This is a genomic window from Enterococcus sp. AZ179 (assembly GCF_050498885.1).
GTDB classification, from domain to species: domain Bacteria; phylum Bacillota; class Bacilli; order Lactobacillales; family Enterococcaceae; genus Enterococcus_D; species Enterococcus_D entomosocium.
Genome location: NZ_JBMHEO010000001.1, coordinates 1,220,329 through 1,242,253, shown reverse-complemented (window position 1 = coordinate 1,242,253; position 21,925 = coordinate 1,220,329). Strand labels below are relative to the sequence as shown.

The following is a 21,925-nucleotide window of genomic DNA, read 5'->3' as shown; positions in this document are numbered from 1 at the left end:
ACTATAGATTTGAAAAAAATCATTACATTCGCTGTTCTTTGTATGATCTCACTTGCTTTGATAGGTGGAATCTTATTTAATGTGTCAAGTGAGCCTGAAGTTGTAAAATCAGCGGAAGTTCAGAATATTTCTGAAGCAGTTTTTAAATGGAAATCGGTTGTGCAAGAAGATGACATCAAATACTTAAGAAATGATAGTAGAGCTAAATTGGATTTTTTAGGAGTTGTACCGCGACTTCAGCTTTCAGAGCAGTAGCTCATTTTATCGATGATAAAAATGTTTATTTTCAACTATTATCTGCTAAAAGAAAAAAAGGAGAGCAGGAAAATCTTAATGAAAATATACCAGACCAATACTTTTCAATTAGTTTGACTGATTTCAATAAACTACAGAAAGCAGGGGATATTACAATTGAACAAATTGTATTTTTAAATCGAAAAGATGAAGATTAGGAATTAAGTGTATTTTTGATCGTACCGCACTATTTGATTAATTTTTTGAAATTTAGATTGAGATCGAATCAAGCATACCTCTCACTTTAATATACCCCATAAAAATGATGATTTTGAATTATGATATTCTTTTTCATGAAACAGATTGAAGAGAGTTAATTATGCGAAAATCAATTCTTAGGGTTATGACGGATATGCGTGCCATTAAATACTATTGAAATCTAAAAGTAGTATTTAATGGCACTTTATTATATAGCTTGTAATGTTTGACTTTCTTGATCCTGATGGGCATTTTTCGATAGTAGCTGGCATAAGGATTTATATAAATGTAACAAGGTTGTCCGGAACAGGTATAGGTTATTATTTAAGCTTCTAATAAAATTAAAAAATCTACACCAAATCTTTCTTATAGCTCGTGAGGCCTTATAAAGGCATTAAGGGATGTAGAATAAAAACTATAACTATAACAAAAAAAAATCTCTATAAAAAATGATAGAATACACAAAACAATGTTTTTGATAAAGAAAAGAAGCCGCGTGTTGATATCGATTACAGTAATCACAGTAATGCTAAACGTCATCCCCATGTTCCACACAAGCACAGCTGGAACAATAGAAATGTAAATGGCCAAAAGTACCCAAGATATAATAAGAAATTTAATAAAAGGAGATAATGTGAATTGTGGAGTTATATAAATAATTCGGATGAAGTAGGATATTTGAATGAAAAGTATGGAAATTTTCATGATTCATTTGTTGAAAAAATGGAGTTTTACTCGGATATGATACTAAGTTTAGATGGATCGCTATCATATGCTAGTGTTAGTATGTTAACCAGTGAAGAAGGTATGGAAAGTGATATGTATGAAAACGCAAGTCTATTATTGTTATTGAGTTCTCTAGAAACATCTTCAAAGGTCGTCCTCAAATTTCAAGGAGTAATAGATTTTAATTATAATTTTTCATTTAGAAGCGATAATCTGCTAGATGAACCTACTTTAGATTTTAAAGGTTACAGATTTCATTTTAAAACTAATTTATTTAACGTATCTTCAAAAAATTTGGCGTACAAAATTATTTTATGACCTACTTAACTCACGGAATTTTTATCTAACTAAATATCGATTAAGAGAATCTATAATGTGTATGCCCACTTGGATAGTAATCCATTGAATAAATTTAATTCATATGGATAAATTCCGGTAACAATCACTACTTGGGTAGGATTTTTCGTTGCTATAAAAATTACTCGAATTGTTATAATATGGATTGTTGAGTTTCTTTATGTTTTCCGATTAGTTAAAAGAACGCGGGACGGTCACAGATCTTAGAGCTATCATCAACGACGAAAAAAAGTGCAGGTGCATATGATGAGAGAATTACCATTAAAAGATAACCTAACAATCTTAACTACACCCACAGAAAACAATTTATGTATATTTTCAAAAGAAAAATCTACTATTAAAATTTTTGAAGAAGATAAAATAATTCATACTTTTGAGCATGAACTGTTCGAACAAAAGGAAATTAAGATTCATGAGATTATGATGTATAAAAATGAGTGGTATCTATTTTTTTCGATGGTTGATGAAGAGGCTATCTTTATAAATAATTCTATTACTGTATTAGGAAATGGAATACTAAATATAGTGCCATCTCCAAGCGGAGTATTAGTTGCGTATAATGAAGAAGGAATACTATCCGCTGAAAACGATTGGGCTCACTATGGATTAGTAGAATTCAATATAGATTTAAATAGATTTAATGCGGTACTCCCTCATCATTTAACTTCGACATTCATTGATCTAGGGGCTATATCTACAATATCCGCTAATGGTGATATCTTTTTAATCGCATATACTGATGTAGAAACACAAATAATGATTAAATGTAATTTGTATAGCCATTTAACTGAAGTAAAAGAAATTGGGTGTGACGCTACTATATTTGAACTTCGACAATTTAATGATTATATTTGTGTTTTTGCAGAAGATTCCATCTACTTATTTGATAAAACTATGTGCTGTATTAAAAAAATAGATATTAGTGAAAAAGTAGGACACGAGATATATAATGTTTATTCTAGTAAAAACAATATTATTTTTGAAACAGAGGAAATGTATATTGTAGCCACTATGGGTGAACTGCTAAATAGCATAATATAGTCTAAAATGTTATCATCATTCTTTAATCATTGAATTTACCAATGAAACTGCAGCCTAATATGTGAGAGATTAAAGTCAGACCAAGAGTTAGATACAATGGATGATGACTAAATTATATGAAGAATATGGTGGGGTGCGTTGAAAAGTGCAGCAAATTATGTGGTTTATTTGTTAATAATATCCAAATGATTAAATCATCAAGGTGTTGAGGAATCTATTTAAAAGAGTGTTCAGAAAATAACTATTTTTTGAGCACTCTTTTTAGATACCATAATTGCAGTGAAGATTTTTATTTTTATGTCCTTAAACTTTTAAATTAAATGATTGTTCATTTGAAAATCATTTTTATAAGTATTTGGACAAATTCTTAACGGGGTCAGAAACTTAAGAGTTTTTAGTTATCAATCTTATATCAAAATTACAATGCTTGTGATTACATAGGGAAAAGTTTCTTAACCCATATCGGTCAAGATACTTTTTTAGTTTAAAATAAGTTTGAGAGCGTTTGAATCATTCTCATTTTAAATATTTTTTCAATATCAATTGAAGCTCTTTCAAATAGCTGTCCTTTAACTCTTCAGGATATTCGACTGTTATACAATTACCAAAGCGTAATAGATAATGAGTCATATAAGGAAGTTCTTTTTGATTATATCCACCAACGATGTAAGAAATGCCATCCTTGATCTCTAAGGACATGTTAGGATAGTTGTGTTTATGAAAGATTTCTTTACCAAATGCCGTTAATCGACAACGAAAAGGTATATCATGAAAATTTTGTTCATATTTTTTTTGAATTTGGTTTAGTTCTTCAATAGAAAACGACTGATCAAATTCTTCTAAGATCTCACTCGCTACAACACAATCACTTCGGTAAGTTCCCCAATGGTGGGTCGTAAAATCGTAGGCACTAAAAAACCAAATCCCGTTTCGATAGAAAAGTTCATTACTTTGCAGTATTGTTTCAATTTCTTCAAACTGGGCATAGGTCACTTTTATCGCTTTTTCATTTAGGATAGAATCAAGTATTTTGGCTAGATTTGTTTGTGTTTTTAATGGCGCTGTATTGTAGTACTTTACAACAGTTAAAAGTGTTTCTATCTCTTTTTGCTGCTTGCTTGTTAAAGTAACCATGAGTTTTGATTGGATATGTGTATAGGATTTATCAAAAGGAGTGCTAGAAAGCAGTTCTAGTGCTTTCAAGGCAAAAAAAATCGCAAAAATTTCATTTTGATCAAAATAAATAGGCGTTAATAGTGACTGATCCATTAATTGATATCCGCCGCTTCTCCCATAATCGGAGTACAAAGCAAGCCCCATTTCTTCTAAAGATTCAATGTCACGTAAAGCAGTACTTTTAGAAATATTAAATTCTTCCATAAGATCTTTTAAGTTGAAAAAATTTTTGTTCTTTAAAAAAATCAATTCTTTATTTAGTCGCTCTGACTTTTTCATAGTCTCTCCTTAAACGGTATCATGTTCTGACACCTTTTCGTAGTATAGTAAGTATATCAAAAGAAAAGAGGTAATTACATGAAAACTTTACTAATTAATTCCCACCCTGAATTCAACAAAAAAACAACTTATTCAAGTAAGCTACAAGACTTATTTTTAGGTAAGTTTCATGAGCAATTTGATCCAAATCAAATCACTACTATCAACCTTTATGATATGGACATTCCAAGAGTTGAGCAAGGTCAATTATTAGCAATTTGGGAGTAAAAACGAGTTGGAGAGAGCTTAACGCAAGATGAAATGAAAATTGATGAGACTTCTACGACTCTGTTACAACAATTTAAAGATCATCATAGAATCGTGATTGTATCCCCCCTTCATAATTTCAATGTGACGTCTCGTTTGAAAGACTATATGGATAATATCTTGATTGCTCGTGAGACATTTAAATATACCGAAACAGGATCTGTTGGTTTAATGGTCGATGATTATAAGATACTTTTCCTGCAAGCAAGCGGTAGTATTTACACAAATGATGACCGATATTCTAAAATGGACTTCTCATACAATTATCTCAAGCAGATGTTTGAGGAAATCATGGGGTTCTCTAGACTTGGGATTGTTAGAGCACAAGGAACAGCATTGTTGTCTGAGTCAGAAATTATGATGGAGGCTAAACAAATGCTGAATTATGAGTGGGATCTTTTTGTATAGACCTAACTGATCTAGTTCACAAATCTACTACTGAGATTGAGGAATAGTAATGATAAAATTGATTATTAGTGATATGGATGGAACTTTTTTGAATAGTGATAGTAAGTTCAATCAAGAATATTTTAAAAAGATTCATGAAGATATGAAGAGAATGTACATCACGTTTGCTGCATGTACAGGAAAACAATGTGAAAGAGTAGAAAAAATTTTTGGTGAAGAATTATCAAGTGATATATGGATATTAGGTGATAGTGCAACACGGATAAAACATAAAGGAAACTATATCTATCAGTCATTGCTTCCTAATAAAATAGGTTTAGATATTATCGCTAAGTTAAACGAAATTGCAGACGACTATGTAATTATAGCTTGCACACCGACCGCCGCATACGTAAAAAATACGACAAGAGACCAAGATATCAAAAAGGCGAGAGGCTCATACGAGATCTTAGAAACCTTAGAAAATCTTGCTGATATAACAGAAAATTTCGTTAAAATTACTGTATACGATCCGCAATTACGCTCTTTTGAAACAGTGAAGGAATTGGCAATATTTCAGGATAGAGCCTATGTTGTTGCTTCAGAAGCAGCATGGATCGATATTTCGAACTTAAATGTTCATAAAGGAACAACAGTTGCCCAACTTCAATCGATTTTGAACATCGATAAATCTGAGACGATTGCATTTGGTGATGGGTTTAATGATATCGAACTATTTTCTCAAGCAGGTATCAGTGTTGCAATGAAAAATGCTTTTGAAGAAGTCAAAATACAAGCAGACTTCATTACTAAATCAAATGACGAAGATGGCGTATTACGTGCGATCGAAAAATTTATCACCCTCTAATAGTTTGTAATTTTTTAAATATCATTGTAAGACAAATTATCATATTTACTTTATAGAAATTAATTGGTTGATTGCGTCAATAGGAAGGAAGAAAGTGAAATGAAACAAAGAATTGATTATTATAAAACAGCACCTGATGGAATGAAACACTTGTTGGAAATGGAAAAATACTTAAGTAAAACAGAGATTGATAAAAATCTACGAGAGCTTATTAAAATTCGTGCTTCTCAAATCAATGGCTGTGCTTTTTGTCTAAACCTCCATAGCAGCGATGCTCGAAAATTAGGGGAAACAGAACAAAGAATCTACTGTATAAGTGCTTGGAGAGAGTGTGATTTTTATACGGATGCAGAAAAGGTCGCTTTGGAGCTTACAGAAGCTATAACATTAATTTCAGATTTAAAAGTTCCTGAAGACTTGTATGCTCGTGTACGCGATTACTATGATGAAAAAGAATATGTTGAACTAGTACTATTAATTACTCAAATTAATAGTTGGAATAGAGTGTCCATTTCAATGGGGAATTTTGCGTCTAGCCAAAATTAAAATTATTGTCAGAAGCCGAAGAGGATCTTTCCTCTCGGTTTTTTTTATAGAACAAGAAAAGAGGGTCAGAAACTTAACATTTATATCTTTTTTTCGATACCATATAGAAATTGAGAATACGAATGTAATAAGATTAGTTAATTTAAAATAGAAAAGAAAGATTCGAGGTGAGAGAAAATAGCTAATAAAGTGTCAAAGCTTTTTTTAGGCAAAGAAGCAGTTACGTTACTGAAGTACAAAGTTATATTTCTAAAGAGAGTACTATAGCAAAGCAATACATTTATTTCTTTTTAGTTATTGTAGTTTTCTTCATATATATACTAATTAATAAAACGTTTAAACTGAAATCAATAGTCACGACATATATTTTTTTTGAGACGATATTGATGTTAAAACCTGTTACTAAGTTTATTTCTAAACATATTTACTTTAAATTTATCACAAAATTTAAAGTTGAGGATCTGGGTATAATTTACTTCTCATCATATCTAGAAAGAGCAACCTCTGCAGTGTTTAAAATTAGAAATACTCGATTTAAAAATAATTTATTTCGGGGATACGGGCTTTTAATTATTCTTATTCTCATATTTCTAAAAATTAAGTTATATTGCATTACTATGGTGCCTGTTTCTAAAACTGTTATAAAATTTTTCCCCAAAAAGATCCTTTTCATTTTATCAAATTTGCAACCAGATACTTTATTGATAATAGTCCAACTGGTATTAGCGACTTCAATAACCGTATATATAATATCTTATTATTCTAAAATATTCACAATAATTTCGTTGGTTGATTCTGAGTATAATCAACTTAGATGTTTAAATTAAGATTAATGATTTCCCTTTATTTTTAGTTTATATTATTACCTTATCTTTTTTTATAACTTTCAAAAGTGATAAAATAAATATATTTTAAAGATAGAACACATGTTGAAAATAGAAAATGGTCACATTCACGCTGAGATGAATGTGACCATTTTTCTGGTTCTACCAACACTAAATGTCAAAGAACAGGTTATTTAACTAATCAATTCGAGTAACCATCTGGGTATTTTTTTTGCCATCCCCAAGAATCAGAAATAATTTCCTCAATTCCACTATACTTAGGCTCCCATTCAAGAATAGTTTTAATTTTTTTGTTTGAAGCTATTAAAGAAGAAGCATCTCCAACGACACTCGTAACGATTTCAACTGGGATTTTTTTCCCTGTAACTTTTTCAGCTGCATTTATCACTTCTAAATTAGAGTAACCTTTCGAGGATCCTAGATTAAAAATTTCACTCGCACCACCACATTTTAAATATTCCAAGGCTAATATGTGTGCTTCAACTAAATCTAAGACATGAATGTAGTCACGTACACAGGTACCGTCATGAGTAGTATAAGTGTTCCCAAAAATGGTTATCTTTTCTTGCCTTCTCTGAGCCACTTCTAGAATAATAGGAATCAGACGAGGACGCACTTCACCAAGTGTAAAATCCTTTTTAGCCCCAGCGACATTAAAATAGCGCATAGAAACAAATGTCATGTTGGATGATCGGCTAACCCAGTCCATCATTGTCTCCATAATTACTTTAGAGCATCCGTAGGGATTTATTGGTGCAGTAGGTATTAATTCATGAACAGGATTCATTTCTGTATTGCCATAGACTGAAGCAGACGAAGAGAAGACAATATATTTTATGTTAAATTCCTGCATGACTTCAAGAACAATCTGTGTTCCGTAAACATTATTGTTGAAATATTTTAAGGGCTGTTCGACAGATTCACGACCTAGAGATAAGGCAGCAAAATACATCACAGAGTCAATATTTTCAGTTTCAAAAACAGAACGCAGTAACTTTTTGTTTCGTATATCTATCTCGTAAAACTTTGCTCTGTCATGAACAGCTTCTTTAAATCCAGTACAAAGATTATCAACGACTACGACCTCATATCCCTGATTGATAAGCATATCCACTGCATTTGAACCAATGTAACCCGCACCGCCTAAAACTAAAACTGACATAAGGACCTCCAATGTAACACTATTTTTGTCAGCCAATCTGATTAATTGATTAACTGGATATCATTTATTTTAATTGACGAACATAATTTTAGACAATAACAATTAATGAAATGGGTAAAGTTTAAGTTTATAAAGAATTTGTATTTCATTATTTGAATATGTGATACTTATAGTTTAATTTTGACTACTTTTAAACGCTGCACGCTCTTGCTATTAACTCATGTTTGATGCCTTATATGTGGAGATCATTGATAAATGAACTTGAATAGAGACCACTTAAAGATTCGGTTGTAATTTGTGAGTATATGAAACTCGCCGCAAGCTTCAATTCTTAGAATATAGTTTTTTAAATCAAATTTACTCCGGATTGCTTTTCGATAGAAACTTATATTAGATAAATTAGTTGATATCCATTTTAAAACTCCAGTTACCTATATTTTGATTACCATCTTTAATTACCGATGAATCGAATTCAAAGAAACCATTTTTAGAATAGAATCGTCTGTTTCGTTCAGTATTAGTAAATGTGATGAAATACTCTGTTCTTTTTTGGGGCTTATTTTCTTTTATATATGGTAAAAGACAATCATTGATCATTTTACTTCCATAGTTTTTCCCTCGTTGGGAAGAGTCTACAGCCAATGATTCTAGCATCCACGTTTTTCCTGCAAAACTATTTACAGCTTTATGCCCGGTGCTTAACAGTTGTAATAGTGAGAAAATTTTGCTTATAGGAGCCATTGTTAATAGTTTTACTCCACCAGATGTCATATAATCAAAGAAATTTACTTTTTTATCACGAGGACTAACTAAGATAGCAAAAGATCTAATTTTATTGTTTTCAAAACCTAAAAAGACTGTATTTTTCTTACTATGAGCATAGATGTAAACTTTAAGAGCTTCAGTCAAAAAATCAATAAAAGCTTCGTTACTTTCAAATTCGTTGCGAATTTTACCCACAAGAGGGTAATCAGAAAAACTAATAGCATTCATTCTAGCTGCTTGATAAAGGTAGGATTTCTCCATTTTTTTATATTCTATCATTTTTGCCCTTCACTCCTAATCATAATTATGTAGTAAATATGTTTATAGTCATAAGTTTAATCTACTGATTTTTTCAATACAATATTCAATAAGTAGTACAAGTGTCGCTTAATAGACAATCTTTATATGTAGTGTACAATACTGAATAAAAAGCTTGTGAAAAGTATTTTCTTATATACATAATTATATTAGCGTTAATATTTATGCTGAATATTCCCATCGAATATATGTAAACAAATGGAGGTATATATGAAAAGCACTAATGAAGATCCTCGTGTTAGAAAAACTAAGAAAGCTTTACAAGAAGGTTTATCAGAAATCATGATACGCAAAGAGTTGAGGAAAATTACAGTTAAAGAATTGTGTATCAAATCGGATATTCATAGAGCTACATTTTACAGTCACTATAAAGATATATATGACTTATATGAACAAATTGAAGATAGTGTTGTGAAAGATTTGAAAGAGATAATGGATAAACAAAAAAATGGAATGACAGAATTTTTTAGGCATGTTGTTGAGTACATTATAAACAATAAATCAGTATGTAAAATGGTATTTAGAAACGATTACGACACAAAATTCTTCTCAGATTTAACCAATTTTTTGGAAAAATCTGTTTCAGATGAATGGAAAGAAGTATATGGAGACCATGCTGTGGGCTTTAAGATGAATCTGTATAGTGTTTATCATATAAGTGGCTTTCTTTCTATGATAAAATCTTGGATAGAATCCGAATTTAATTGTCCTAAGGAAGAGTTTATCGGTATGCTACTATCTATGGATATAAATTTTGAATACTATTTATCTAAAAATATTGCAACAGAGAAGCTATAATTTATTGTTCACCTATGGATAAACAATTACACTGATACAACGCTTTGACTGAACAAGGAAATTTAAATCTAGTGAAAGTGATACCGAATTCCACATTGACAGTTTTTGAGAACGAAAGATATTTAAGATAAGACTTTGATAAATTAGGGAAATTTGAAGAGTTGAATGATTGGATAGTGTAATTTTTATTAATCACAACCTGATTCTTAAAATCTGTAGTAACGAAAGATGTCCCTGGAAATACTATCGTTGGTGGCAATCCTGCTAGAGTAATTAGAGAAATAGATGGAGTAGATAAAGAGCTTTGGAACAGGAAATTAAAAGAATATCACTTAAATAAATCTAATTTTCAATAGATTTCAATTAAGTGTTTAGTATAAAAGTTGGTATGAAAGTAACTGTGTTTATATTATTTTATCGATTTGCTGAATCAATTCAGATACTAATTATTGAAGTTACAAAGATAAATAAGAGACGACGAATTTAAAGTGGATAATCCTGGTCTTGGTGATGAATAAAAATTTAGTTGTAAAAAATAAGTTAAAAAGTAATAACTTGATAATAATATATAGGTGATTGGTAAGTGTAAAAGAGAGTTCAGAAAATGCTTAATTTCTGAACTCATTTTTTATATAAAATAATTGAGATCAATCATTTTGTTTTGTGACCATAGAATCGTAAATCACTCATTTTTAGATTGAAAAATCATTTTATGGTTGATTGAATAATTATTTGATTGGGTCAGAAACTTAATAGTTTATGACCCTTTTTACGGATAACTCATAAACAGAATTATTTATAAAAGATCTATATTTAAGATATTTTAAATATGGCCAATAAGATGGTCTCAAATATAAGACCTAATGCAAATTTTATTTAAAGGAGACTATAATGAAAACTGCAAGATTAGTTTCAGAAAATTAGGAATGAATTTAAAAATGTTTTCGGTTGTGTTTTTTATCACAATGATGCTCAGCTGAAACATTTATTTAGAAATTTATAGGAGAGTAAATAATGAAAAAGAGAGTTATAACTACTACTTTAGCTGCGGGATTTATTCTAGTGTTTGCAGCGGAAGCTCATGCGGATACAATCAATGGTCATCATGTTACACGTTTAAGTGAAAGCCGAGCAGTTGATGATAAGGGAGATAGATGGTCTAAGGACGGCAATGTCTGGTTCAATGATGAAACAAGAGAATACGGCAAGATCGTCTCCGATTCATTAGAATCAATACAAGGCTCATCATATTACCCTGAACTAAAGGAACCTGACTCAGACAAACCGAACGAATTAGTTCAAATACAAGTACAAGATGAAGGAACATCGGTACACCAACAAATGTTAACAACAGTAGGTACCACAGAATCTAAATCAAACCAAACAAATGAATCAACAGTAGAAAGTCAAACGGGAATGACTGTTGGAGCAACTGTAGAACAACCAACAACAACAGATCCGACATTAGGAACAACAACGATTAAAAAAGGAGCCGTACCAACCACAACAGAAGCAACACAGCCCGAAGAAGATACAAGAATGGCTGGTACCACAAAGACAAGATCAAACCAAACAAATGAATCAACAATAGAAAGTCAAACGGGAATGACTGTTGGAGCAACTGTAGAACAACCAACAACAACAGATCCGACCTTAGGAACGACAACGATCACAAAAGAAGCTGTACCAACCACAACAGAAGCAACACAGCCCGAAGAAGATACAAGAATGGCTGGTACCACAAAGACAAGATCAAACCAAACAAATGAATCAACAATAGAAAGTCAAACGGGAATGACCGTTGAAGCAACTGTAGAACAACCAACAACAACAGATCCGACATTAGGAACGACAACGATCACAAAAGAAGCTGTACCAACCACAACAGAAGCAACACAGCCCGAAGAAGATACAAGAATGGCTGGTACCACAAAGACAAGATCAAACCAAACAAATGAATCAACAATAGAAAGTCAAACGGGAATGACCGTTGAAGCAACTGTAGAACAACCAACAACAACAGATCCGACATTAGGAACGACAACGATTAAAAAAGGAGCCGTACCAACCACAACAGAAGCAACAAAGTCCGAAGAAGATACAAGGATAGCCGAAACTAGTGGAAAAGGATCGAACCGAACAAATGGATCAACATCAAAAGAAAAGACAAAAACGGATGTTGTAGCGAAACCTGTTAGGTTTTTAAGTTCAGCTAAAAAAAGCGTTCCCATGAGAGCTATCAAAAAAGACACTGCTTTTTCTAATATTTTATCTAAAAACAACGGTCATACTTTCCCAAAGACTGGTGAAAGTACGCTATTTTCCAATATTTTACAAGCTGTAGGTTTTTTAGTTATAAGTGTCCTAGGTGTAGTTAGCATAAGAGTGAAGAAAACAAAGAACTAATCAATTTAATTAATTGATTTGGATAATAATTTTCTCCAAACGTCATCTGCCGGGTACGCAGAAACTGTATAGAAATCAAAATAGGCAAAGACTGAAGCTATTGTGATCAGTCTTTGTCTAGATTCTCAGTGAAAGCATAATCTTTAGGTGCCATAGAACATCAAAAATAGAAAAGGAGAATAATTTATGAAATGGTTTTTTATGATATGCACTTTAGTATTACTCAGTTTTATTTAGAAATGTATCACGTTTTTAGAGAGGGATAATGCATGTTTGGAGAAACGATTAGAGAAATACGGCTAAAAAAAGGATTTAGTCAAAAAGAAGTCTATAGAAATATTATCTCAAAATCATATGCGATTGAATTTGAGAAAGGGAAACATAATATATCTTCTGATGTCCTTATTAAGATATTAGAAAACTTGTCTATGGATATTAGCGAGTTCTTGTTTATTGCCAATGGCTATAAATTAAATGAACAAAATCATTACACTTATCATTACGCCAACCTATCTAATAAGCAAGACATAAAAGGATTAGCGTTACTTTTAAAAGAACTAGAAAGAAAATCAGGACAAATAAATGCGATCAGAGTGGCTGAGGTACGCTCGAGAATAAGAATTTTACAGCATTTAGAAGTTTATGGAGTATACAATACCGCTGTCGTTTTAGAAGAAGATAAGCAACTGATTTTGTCCTATTTAATGGGGATTGAAAGCTGGACGCTTCAAGAAATACATTTATTTGCCAATACACTAGATTTTTTAGATCACGAATTTATATTTATCTTTTTTAAAAGAGTTTCTAAACTGCTGGAGTATTATATTCAATTTGAGAAAGGCAGAGAAGTATATTGTGGTCTCCTGATTAATATTATTGAATATACATTTGTAAAAAATCAGTATGAGTTTGCAGAAGTTTTACTTACCCAATTGGGGTTGTTATCCACCAGTTTCCAAGACTTTTTTTCGAGAACGCTGTACAAATTTTTTGAAGGATTACTGATTATGAGGACAGTCAATGAGGAGCAGGGAAGAACAATGGCAACAAGAATGCTAGACATCATGGTTGAACTTGATCAAGCACCTTTATCAAAAATGTTCTCGTTATTGTTGGAGTAACATGCTGATTCCAGTGTATTAAATCTATGTTGAAGTTAGAAGCTACTAAATATAATGTTTAAGACAGCGCCATGCAAGGTGACTCATAGATAGGCGCTTTGTGTAAATATAGTTCAAAAAGTATAGGGGATTACAGAAGCAAAGGTTCAAAAAACTAAAACGTTTTTGAACTCTTTTTTTTATTGCTTATTTTCATAGGTTTATAAAAGGAAAGTGGAATTCAGCAAATCTGGAAAGTCCGAAATACCAGACCAAAATGATTCGAACAAACGAGGTTTGATAAACTATACATTGTGCTTAATGTCACAATAGTGTTCCGGCAGAACTGGTTTTCTGATGATTTACTTTGTAATCAAATCTAGGACATTGATATTGGCCATTTTTCATTTATGGATGGGATGGAGTCGATTTGTAACTGAGTTTATTTTAGTTGCTGTTCAACAAAGGGTAATGAGAGAGTGAGTAGCGACTATCATCGTCTAAGTTAGCAAACAATATAAAAAAACTATCGAAAGATAGAAGTATAAATAATTAAAATGAGAGAGGGAAGAAGTGTATGAGAGAAAGAAGGAAACAAACAAGGATCGGAAGGTATATTGAAGAGCATAAGAAAGGGTGTGTCCTAGCTCTTGCTGCACTGGGAATGATCTTTTCATTTAGTGTGGGCGCCTATGCAGCGATTGCAACGACGTTTCATTTTTTGGGGACAAAAGACGATTCCATAAGAATTGCACAAGTTTTAAGCGCTTTGGGGATAGAGATTAAAGGTCAAAAAGCCCAAATAGCACAACTAGTCCAAGAAAAAGCGGAAGCTGAAGCAGCAAAAGCAAAAGCGGAAAGTGATTTACAAGCGGCCAATGAAACAATCGAAAACGTGCAAGCCCAAAATAGTGAAGCTTCTGCTGCTGTAAGTGGTGCGAACGCCAATGTTAATAAGGTAGCGCAATATGCAAAAGATTTAGAATCTGCAAATACGAAGCTAAAGGATTATGCGAACGCAGTTGCTGCGGACGCCGGTTTAAGCGATAGCTCCATAGACGTCGATAATACCAATGATGCGTTGAGTCAAGTGGACAGTGAACTGCAAGCCGCAATTAGTAAAGCTAATGACAGCAATGGAAGTAAGGAAAAAGCGCAACAAGCTGTCGATGAAGCAAACAAAGCAAAATAGCATAGAATCTCTAAGATAGATTCGGTTTTCCCTGCAATAGTCGTGCTGCTTGAATAATTTTTTGAGTGTATAATAGAAAAACGAGTGAACATACGCTTATATTTTAGGAGCAATGTTTCCTTTCGCTGGGAACTATTTATAAAGAAAGGTATCTAGAAAATGAATCCTCTCTAGATACCTTTTTTATGTACTTAAGTAGGAAGATCGTTTTTTATGGTAGATTCAATCAAAATTGTTAAGGAAATTCTCTTGTATCAATAATCATTTTTTTACAAAATTAAAGAATTTACACCTTAGAGATTTTGGCAGTTCAAGGCTACTCGTTTATTTTCTGAACGAGTAGCTTATTTTTGTATCTATAGAATCGGATACAACTCATTGTTCACTTAAAAATCAGATTTGTGAGTATTAGAACAGCTCATCAAAAGTGAACAGAAACTTAAAAGGTTTTGATCCTTTCTAGTTACTTATTTCATAACTCCTTAAGTAATTCAATAACTAGATCAAAAAGGTATTATTTCAGAGAACAGTAGAGTATATTCCATGGATTTTTTGCCGAATGAAATATACAAATCATTATTGGCAGCTAAATATGTTGTGCAAAAATAAATTTCGGATAATGGAATGTGCATTATGAAACTATTAAAAGAGTGTTCAGAAAATGACTAGTTTCTGGACCCTCTTTTTTTATGACAATTGAAGCACGTAGCTTTCGTTTTGTGTCTATTGATATACAAAATATTGTTCATTTAAAAAGAAAGTTTATAGAAATAGAGACACTTTAATTGTTGCGGAAAGAACATATGTAACAATACGTAACTACCGTTGCGTATTTTGTATTGTTTTTTGAACAAAATTCAACAAACGTAATGAAAGATGGGATTATCATTCAACCTATCGGTAAATCAAAAAGCTCCTCTAGAAAAAAAGTGGCGAGCGCTCAGATTATTTTTGACGGATTGCTAGAAGTTGATATTGAAAGCAATCAGAAAGTACATTGTACGTGTTAAGAGAGAAGGATTCTATAGAGCTGAGTTTATTAAATCAATTGTTCAATATATTTCAAGTGGGAAAGGAAATAATAAGACTGTTGATTATTATAAATGCTAATTTATAAAAATTAAGAAAGATCATTTTAATTTATTTTCAGGAAAACGCCTAATAAATCAGCATTTACAAGTCTGTTTTTGAATTTTTTTTTATTTTGTAGTTTTTTTTTGAAAAAAAGGCATTGACCTTAAACCTGGTTTAACCCGTATATTAATTTGTGAATTAAATATTTAATAATGAACTATCTCACTTTTATGAAATGAGGAAATTATATTGAAAACAAAGAAAGAACGAAAGAAACACGCAATCCGATGGATTCTATTTACGGTAATCCTAAGTCTTGGTTTTTTTTATCAAACAGGCTATGCAGATGAGGTGAATAATTTTTCGATTCAAACGTTAGATGAGGATGGAAATGTAAATGCGCAAGGCTATTACCATTTCGACGGTCAGCCGGGAGAAAAACGTGAAGTTTCTATTAGGATTTATAATGCGTCTGATGTAGCAATTACGGTAAAAGCTGCGGTGAATCCCGCTTCCACCAATGAAAATGGTATCCCTGGTTATTTGGCAGAAGACACGTACGATGATTCATTAACGCATCGAATGGATCAATTGGTCAAGATTGACGAAGCAAAACGTACGATTCCAGCGTTAGGTTTTGTCACCATGAAAGTAGTAGTTTTATTCCCAGAAGAAGACTGGGCGGGAGACATTCTCGGAGGGATTCGGTTTATGGAAGAAGTTAAAAATATAAGCGAACAAACAGTAGTTCATGAAGTTGCGTACACCGTTGGTATTTTGTTAAACAAAAAAGACGGGGAAACAGTTGAAAATGACTTGCATTTAAAAGACATTACAACAGGACAAAGAAATTATCGAAACTTTATTGAAGCTAACATTCAAAATAGTGCAGCATCGATTGTTCGCAATATGAGTGTTGAATCTACTGTGACTGAAAAAGGGGGGAAAGCAGCGATTTATACGTACGATGTCTACGATCTTCGCATGGCGCCCAATTCTAATTTTAATTTTGGTATACCAACGGGGGAACGACCCATAAAGGCTGGGGACTATGTTCTTAAAATGAGGGTAAAAGCAGATGGGAAGGAGTATCATTTTGAAGAAAATTTCACGATTGCCGCGTCAGAAGCCCGCCAGTTAAACCAAAGTGCAGTGAATATTGATGAGAGGACGCCTTATCTATCTTATCTGATTTTAGGGGGAATTGGACTTCTTATTCTCCTGATTATTGGCAGATGGATTAGAATTAATGGGAGAAAGAAGGCTGAATCGCTCTAAAAAAATGCTGGTTTATAGTGTTCATCCAGCTGAAACCGGAAGGGGAAAAATACTAAATCAATTGAGAATAAAGGAGAATAAGAAAGCAACACGTACGAACAAAACAAAGAAAAAACAAAAAAATTGGAGGATGAACAATGAAGAAAACAACAATCACAATAGCAGCAGCACTTTTAGCGGGAAGTATGGGACTAGGTACATTAATTAGTCAGGCAGCAGAAGTAGAGTATGAGGATGCGACGAACGCAAGGACAGAGGGAACGGTGATTATTTTAGAAAATGATTCATCTAATCCGGTGATTCCAGATCCAGAAAATCCAGGAGAAGAAGTAGATCCTGAAGTACCAGTTAACCCCCACCCAGGCCGACTAAGAATCAATTATGTTTCAAACTTTGATTTTGGTAAGATTCCGAATATTTCAAGTGAAATCGTTCAAGAGGCACGATTGGACCATATATTTTCTGGTACATCAGAAGAAGGACGGGTACCATTTGTCGCAACAGAAGATCGTCGTGGGAGTGATCGATTAGGCTGGGAGCTGCAAGTTTCACAGCCTAAACAATTGAGTGATGCAAGCGGACATGAGCTGCAAGGAGCAACGATCACCTTGAGTGGTCTGCGTTATGTGAATCCCACATCAGCTACGCCCATTGCGAATCAAAACGAGATTGTATTAGGAGAAGCCGCACAAACTTTGGCAACCGCCAATGCTTCACAGGGTGCCGGTGCATGGACACTAGCTCTGGGGAATGCGAATGCAGAAGGACAGACTGATGGCGTTGTCTTACGTATTCCAGCCAATACCACAAAAAATGATACGGCTTACTCAACTGCACTAGTTTGGGAGTTGGTCGCGGATCCAACAAACGCATCTGGAGAATAAGGGGATGTCCCCTATTCTCCAGTACAGAAACCAAAGAGAAAGGGATAGTCCAATGAAAAAAGTCTTACTTGTTTTTGTGTTGAGCCTAGTTCTATCAACTCATTTTTTATTTCCCGCGATCGTTGTGGCCACTGTGATCGAAGAGTCTACGAGTGAATCTGATTACGAAGAAGAGATCCAAGAAACTAGTAATAATCAGGAGCAGCAGGGAGAAGAATCGGAGACAGAATCAGATGGATCCTCTGATCAAACAAGTGCAAAAAATCTGGAAGAGTCATCAATTGAAGATACTGTCGAGGGAGTTATTGAAGATCAATTGCAAAGAAATCAAAGATTAACTAGCATTGTCACTAGCACAATAAGTGATTGGCACATAGATGAACCAATTCTAATCGCTACTATTAATATGGAACTTACGACTGCGTTTAACGGAGTGAATCCCGGAGCGTACAATGTGGCACGTGTTTATGGAATCAGTAATCAGTTTTCAAGATTTAGTGTTCGAGCGGTTGATGCGCATGGAAATGATATCAGTGCTGCCTTTTTTACGGACATTAGGTCTGATTATGTAGATTTTCGAACGAGAGCAGATAGTTCTCCAGGAAATGGTTGGATTACTCTTGAAATTTTTGGTTTTGTTAATAAACATGCGCCTGTAGATATTATCTTTGACGGTTTAGGAGGATATTTCGATTTTGGGGAACTTACTTTCGGAATATTTGTCGTAAATATGCGTGGCGATACGGTTAGAAGAGAACCGGATGTGACATCCAGTACACGTTTAATGGCCTTGGGGGGAATACTCAATGTAACTCATATTGATGAGTCTGGAAAGGAGATAGGTGATGCTGAGTCAAATCTTGGGATGCCAGGGGCGGAATATACAACAGAGGCTTTAAATTTGGACGAATTTTATCTTCTAGAAATCAGAGGTGAAGCTTCTGGAAACTATATTTTAGGAAGAGTCATCGAAGTGACCTATGTTTATGCGAAGAGTGCATTGACAGCAGAAGTTGTGCCTCAAACAATTGATTTAGGTGGTCGATTGACGGAAAGTCAGCTTACCCAGGCCATAACCAATGTTTCGCTTAATGGAGGCTTGTTATCAAGTGATGAGTATACCCTTAATATAAATAAATCTCCAGATACGAGTATTGTCGGAACAACAACCAGTGCTTCTGTAGTATTAAACCATAACAGAACTAGTCAACAATTAATACTCGAGATACCAATTACAGTTACTTTCGGAAACGCCATAAGATTCAGTGGGTTTAATGACTATAGTGCTGGGATCTACACTTGGCATTCCGACATTGGAATTATCACTGCTCGAAGAGGAACGACAAGCACGACAGGAAATGTACACAACAATTTTTCTGGTATTTATTATAACTTTAGCATACATGATTTAGGTGATAACACGCGGCGTGTCATAGGCACTGATACGTTGACCTATTCGTATGATGTAAGAGGAACTCAAACGATTGCTTCAGCTGTTTCTGACTTTGGGAACGGTTTTGGGGAGACAAATGCTAAAGTTGGCGATATTGTCGAAGTCTATCATCGTGAACCTACACGACTCAGAAAATATGACGCCCCCCATTCTGAATCTGAAAGAGTAAATAGCTTGAATAATCGTGCATATTTTGAATTGACAAGTAATGGATACAGCCTATTGACATTTGATCGAGCACACCCAAATCCTACCACTATTCAGTTAGGAATGTCTGAAAAAGAATTGGAGGCAAACATATCAAAATATTTAGATCTTTCTGACACCAGTCATGTCTCGATTAGCGGTTTTCAAGAATATCCCGATACATCCAAAATCGGACAAGTAGTCGGAATTATTCGTGTTGAAGAACGTTTGAGTACTGGGAAATTTATTCTACGTGATTATGAAGTGCCTTTTACGGTTGAACCAGGTCGGTTGGAGCTGGCTAATGTAACGAATGGAAATTTTAATTTTGGAATCATTGAGCAATCAAGCCGCCATCAAGAGGTAGCGGCCAAGGGTGAACACGCACCAACCATTACGATTGATGATTACAGCAATACTACGCAATGGTCCATTTTTGTTTCTGCTAGTCCATTTGTGAATTCAGAAAAGCAAGTGTTGACTGGGGCAACGATGATACTCAAAGATTTAAGTGTCCAAGAAACGGTCCATACGGGGTTAACGGTTCCGTCAAAAGACATTGTATTGAGCCACACTCCGAAGTTAGTTGGGGCAATGAGCAATCCCAATGAATTATATGAAGGAGAACACGGTACAACAGAGATTCAAATTGGGGAAGTAATGAATGGATCTTTGACAGGCGTTCAATTGAGATTGCCGGCGAATACGCCAGTGGATGATGGGACGTATCGCTCAGTGATCACTTGGGAACTAGTGGGTGATCCTACGTTGGGAGGAAGCGAATGAAGAAAATACTAATCGTACTCTTTTTCAGTATAATTTCTCTTTATATGAATTATTCAAATTCTTTGCCAAGCGTAGAAGCATCTACTTATGAGAATCAAGCGGGGGTACAATTTTATCAGAGAGAAGAGACAGTAAGTTCTGAACAAAATGAATTAGATAGTCAACCATCAGAAATAGATATTCAGAAGAGTCTGCCACAAACAGGAGGAGTAATTTCTTCAATGAGCTTTTTGGGAGGCAGCGTAATCTTAATAGTTTGGTTAATAAAAAAGAAAGAAAAGACAAGTTGATTTTTTTCGGTACTATATGTTTTGGTGTTTAACAATATGAAAAAATATAATAGAAACATATAGTACCTTAATATCTTAATAATAAGCAATTAAAGTAACGTAGTAGTTTTAACATCATTTTATAAAGGAATATCTTGATAATCGAGAAATAATAGATTGCAAAAGTGTAGTGTTTAGGAAATCATTCCTACGATAAATAATACTACATACATGATGAAACTTTGGGAATGATTACTTAGAAAATGTTCATTTTAATCCCTCTGCTTTGATTGTTTTCATAGATAATGATCAGTTACAGAAGCCAAAAAAAGTAGTAGTCAATAGGCCGATTATTTTCTAAACCTCCGACGATGTACTGTGCGACTACACTGGAGTAATCGGCAGAATCTTGTATATCATCCAATAACTGATTCAAGTTATTTTCACTATAGTCGTATCTATCAACAGTTAACGCCCCACCAAAGTATATTTCACTTGATTCCGCAAGGAGATCTTTAGGAATAGTGTTATTGGGAATGTCTATAATGCCAATTTCTTCTGTTATGGTATCAAAATGATCTCCAGTAAATAATAATAAAAAATTTGTTGGATTATTTAATAAAGAAGAAATGTGTTCTTTTTTGTAAAGATCAAGAGGTTCAAATTTCGAAAAAGGAAACTCTAGATTTAGGTTTTTCTCTCCGTTTAAACAATGATTGATATGAGCAATATCCTTTATTCTTGTATTAAGTACTTTTGATACAGCATTTAATTGTTTGATCCAGTTGTCAACGGTAATAAGAGTATTGTTTAATATTTGGTTTCTTTGATCCAAATCACCATTTAAATGAAGGGTTAGATCGGTAATGGGAATTTCTAAGTTTCTAAAAAAAGTAATATCAACTAACTGTAATATAGAATGAGCATCAAAATATCTGTAGTTATTCTCTTCGTCTCTACTCAACGAAATTAGTTGTTTTTTTTCCCAAAACCGTATAGTTGAAGGTTCAATATTGAATAGATTAGCAATTTCCGTTATCGTTCTTTTTTTATTTGAGATAACAATTCCTCCTCTTTTTTGTAACTTATAGAGATATATAAGTAGTAGAACACATCATCTTCGACTTTGAAATTTGATTAAAGTAATCTTAACTTTCTAAAATACTATAAACAAATAGACCATATTCTTCAACTCTATTTAAAAGAATAGTAATGCATTATTTTAATTCTA

17 protein-coding genes and 1 pseudogene are annotated in these 21,925 nt (G+C 33.3%); 14 read left to right on the top strand and 4 right to left on the bottom strand.

The genetic code is table 11. The features are described from left to right. The first annotated feature begins 9 nt into the window (after window positions 1-9). The 3 genes from IGI88_RS05925 (at window position 10) to IGI88_RS05915 (ending at window position 2,616) form a co-directional block, all read left to right on the top strand. Window positions 10-255, top strand: coding sequence for a hypothetical protein (locus tag IGI88_RS05925; protein WP_429947882.1), 246 nt, complete (start codon window positions 10-12; stop codon window positions 253-255). Between the two features lie 876 nt (window positions 256-1,131). Then, window positions 1,132-1,536 (top strand): hypothetical protein, encoded by a 405-nt coding sequence (locus IGI88_RS05920; protein ID WP_086332769.1) that lies wholly within the window; start codon window positions 1,132-1,134, stop codon window positions 1,534-1,536. Between the two features lie 285 nt (window positions 1,537-1,821). Continuing rightward, on the top strand, window positions 1,822-2,616 hold the full coding sequence (locus tag IGI88_RS05915) for a SufE protein (protein ID WP_223347138.1): 795 nt from the start codon (window positions 1,822-1,824) through the stop codon (window positions 2,614-2,616). Window positions 2,617-3,132: 516 nt separating this feature from the next. Here IGI88_RS05915 and IGI88_RS05910 read toward each other — a convergent pair. Beyond that, complete coding sequence (locus IGI88_RS05910; RefSeq protein WP_086332768.1) at window positions 3,133-4,071, bottom strand: helix-turn-helix transcriptional regulator; 939 nt, start codon at window positions 4,069-4,071, stop codon at window positions 3,133-3,135. A 78-nt stretch (window positions 4,072-4,149) separates the two neighbouring features. On the opposite strand from IGI88_RS05910, the pseudogene IGI88_RS05905 reads away from it, so the two are divergent. The 3 genes and pseudogenes from IGI88_RS05905 (at window position 4,150) to IGI88_RS05895 (ending at window position 6,178) form a co-directional block, all read left to right on the top strand. Further along, window positions 4,150-4,785, top strand: a pseudogene (locus IGI88_RS05905) (FMN-dependent NADH-azoreductase). 49 nt (window positions 4,786-4,834) lie between these two features. Beyond that, on the top strand, window positions 4,835-5,632 hold the full coding sequence (locus IGI88_RS05900; protein ID WP_086298856.1) for an HAD-IIB family hydrolase: 798 nt from the start codon (window positions 4,835-4,837) through the stop codon (window positions 5,630-5,632). 99 nt (window positions 5,633-5,731) lie between these two features. Continuing rightward, on the top strand, window positions 5,732-6,178 hold the full coding sequence (locus tag IGI88_RS05895) for a carboxymuconolactone decarboxylase family protein (RefSeq protein ID WP_086316665.1): 447 nt from the start codon (window positions 5,732-5,734) through the stop codon (window positions 6,176-6,178). 1,026 nt (window positions 6,179-7,204) lie between these two features. Here the strand turns inward: IGI88_RS05895 and galE are convergent. Together galE and IGI88_RS05885 are read right to left on the bottom strand one after the other, a co-directional pair. Then, the gene (gene galE, locus IGI88_RS05890) at window positions 7,205-8,185 is read right to left on the bottom strand and encodes a UDP-glucose 4-epimerase GalE (protein ID WP_086332767.1); all 981 of its coding nucleotides are present in this window, start codon (window positions 8,183-8,185) and stop codon (window positions 7,205-7,207) included. Between the two features lie 399 nt (window positions 8,186-8,584). Further along, window positions 8,585-9,229 (bottom strand): GNAT family N-acetyltransferase, encoded by a 645-nt coding sequence (locus tag IGI88_RS05885; RefSeq protein ID WP_016612626.1) that lies wholly within the window; start codon window positions 9,227-9,229, stop codon window positions 8,585-8,587. A 249-nt stretch (window positions 9,230-9,478) separates the two neighbouring features. Here IGI88_RS05885 and IGI88_RS05880 point away from each other — a divergent pair, with 249 nt between their 5' ends. The 8 genes from IGI88_RS05880 to IGI88_RS05845 all read left to right on the top strand — a co-directional run bounded on the left by IGI88_RS05880 (window position 9,479) and on the right by IGI88_RS05845 (window position 20,715). Further along, window positions 9,479-10,066: a TetR/AcrR family transcriptional regulator gene (locus tag IGI88_RS05880; RefSeq protein ID WP_051154589.1), complete on the top strand. Its 588-nt coding sequence runs from the start codon at window positions 9,479-9,481 to the stop codon at window positions 10,064-10,066. Window positions 10,067-11,080: 1,014 nt separating this feature from the next. Then, on the top strand, window positions 11,081-12,472 hold the full coding sequence (locus tag IGI88_RS05875) for a hypothetical protein (RefSeq protein ID WP_144330865.1): 1,392 nt from the start codon (window positions 11,081-11,083) through the stop codon (window positions 12,470-12,472). Window positions 12,473-12,741: 269 nt separating this feature from the next. After that, window positions 12,742-13,593 carry a helix-turn-helix domain-containing protein gene (locus IGI88_RS05870; RefSeq protein ID WP_016612623.1) on the top strand — a complete coding sequence of 284 codons (852 nt, stop codon included), beginning with the start codon at window positions 12,742-12,744 and terminating at the stop codon, window positions 13,591-13,593. Between the two features lie 556 nt (window positions 13,594-14,149). Next, window positions 14,150-14,764: a hypothetical protein gene (locus IGI88_RS05865; protein WP_008381639.1), complete on the top strand. Its 615-nt coding sequence runs from the start codon at window positions 14,150-14,152 to the stop codon at window positions 14,762-14,764. 1,323 nt (window positions 14,765-16,087) lie between these two features. Next, the gene (locus IGI88_RS05860) at window positions 16,088-17,116 is read left to right on the top strand and encodes a DUF916 and DUF3324 domain-containing protein (RefSeq protein ID WP_086298853.1); all 1,029 of its coding nucleotides are present in this window, start codon (window positions 16,088-16,090) and stop codon (window positions 17,114-17,116) included. A gap of 137 nt (window positions 17,117-17,253) precedes the next feature. After that, entirely contained in the window at window positions 17,254-18,000 is a 747-nt protein-coding gene (locus IGI88_RS05855; protein ID WP_016612620.1) for a WxL domain-containing protein, read from the top strand. A gap of 52 nt (window positions 18,001-18,052) precedes the next feature. After that, on the top strand, window positions 18,053-20,425 hold the full coding sequence (locus IGI88_RS05850; protein ID WP_223347137.1) for a WxL domain-containing protein: 2,373 nt from the start codon (window positions 18,053-18,055) through the stop codon (window positions 20,423-20,425). Next, on the top strand, window positions 20,422-20,715 hold the full coding sequence (locus IGI88_RS05845; protein ID WP_016612618.1) for an LPXTG cell wall anchor domain-containing protein: 294 nt from the start codon (window positions 20,422-20,424) through the stop codon (window positions 20,713-20,715). Before IGI88_RS05850 ends, IGI88_RS05845 begins: the two co-directional genes overlap by 4 nt. Before the next feature lie 292 nt (window positions 20,716-21,007). On the opposite strand, the gene IGI88_RS05840 is transcribed toward IGI88_RS05845, so the two are convergent. Beyond that, window positions 21,008-21,724, bottom strand: a complete 717-nt coding sequence (locus IGI88_RS05840) for a MerR family transcriptional regulator (protein WP_086372438.1) — start codon at window positions 21,722-21,724, stop codon at window positions 21,008-21,010. Window positions 21,725-21,925: the final 201 nt, after the last annotated feature.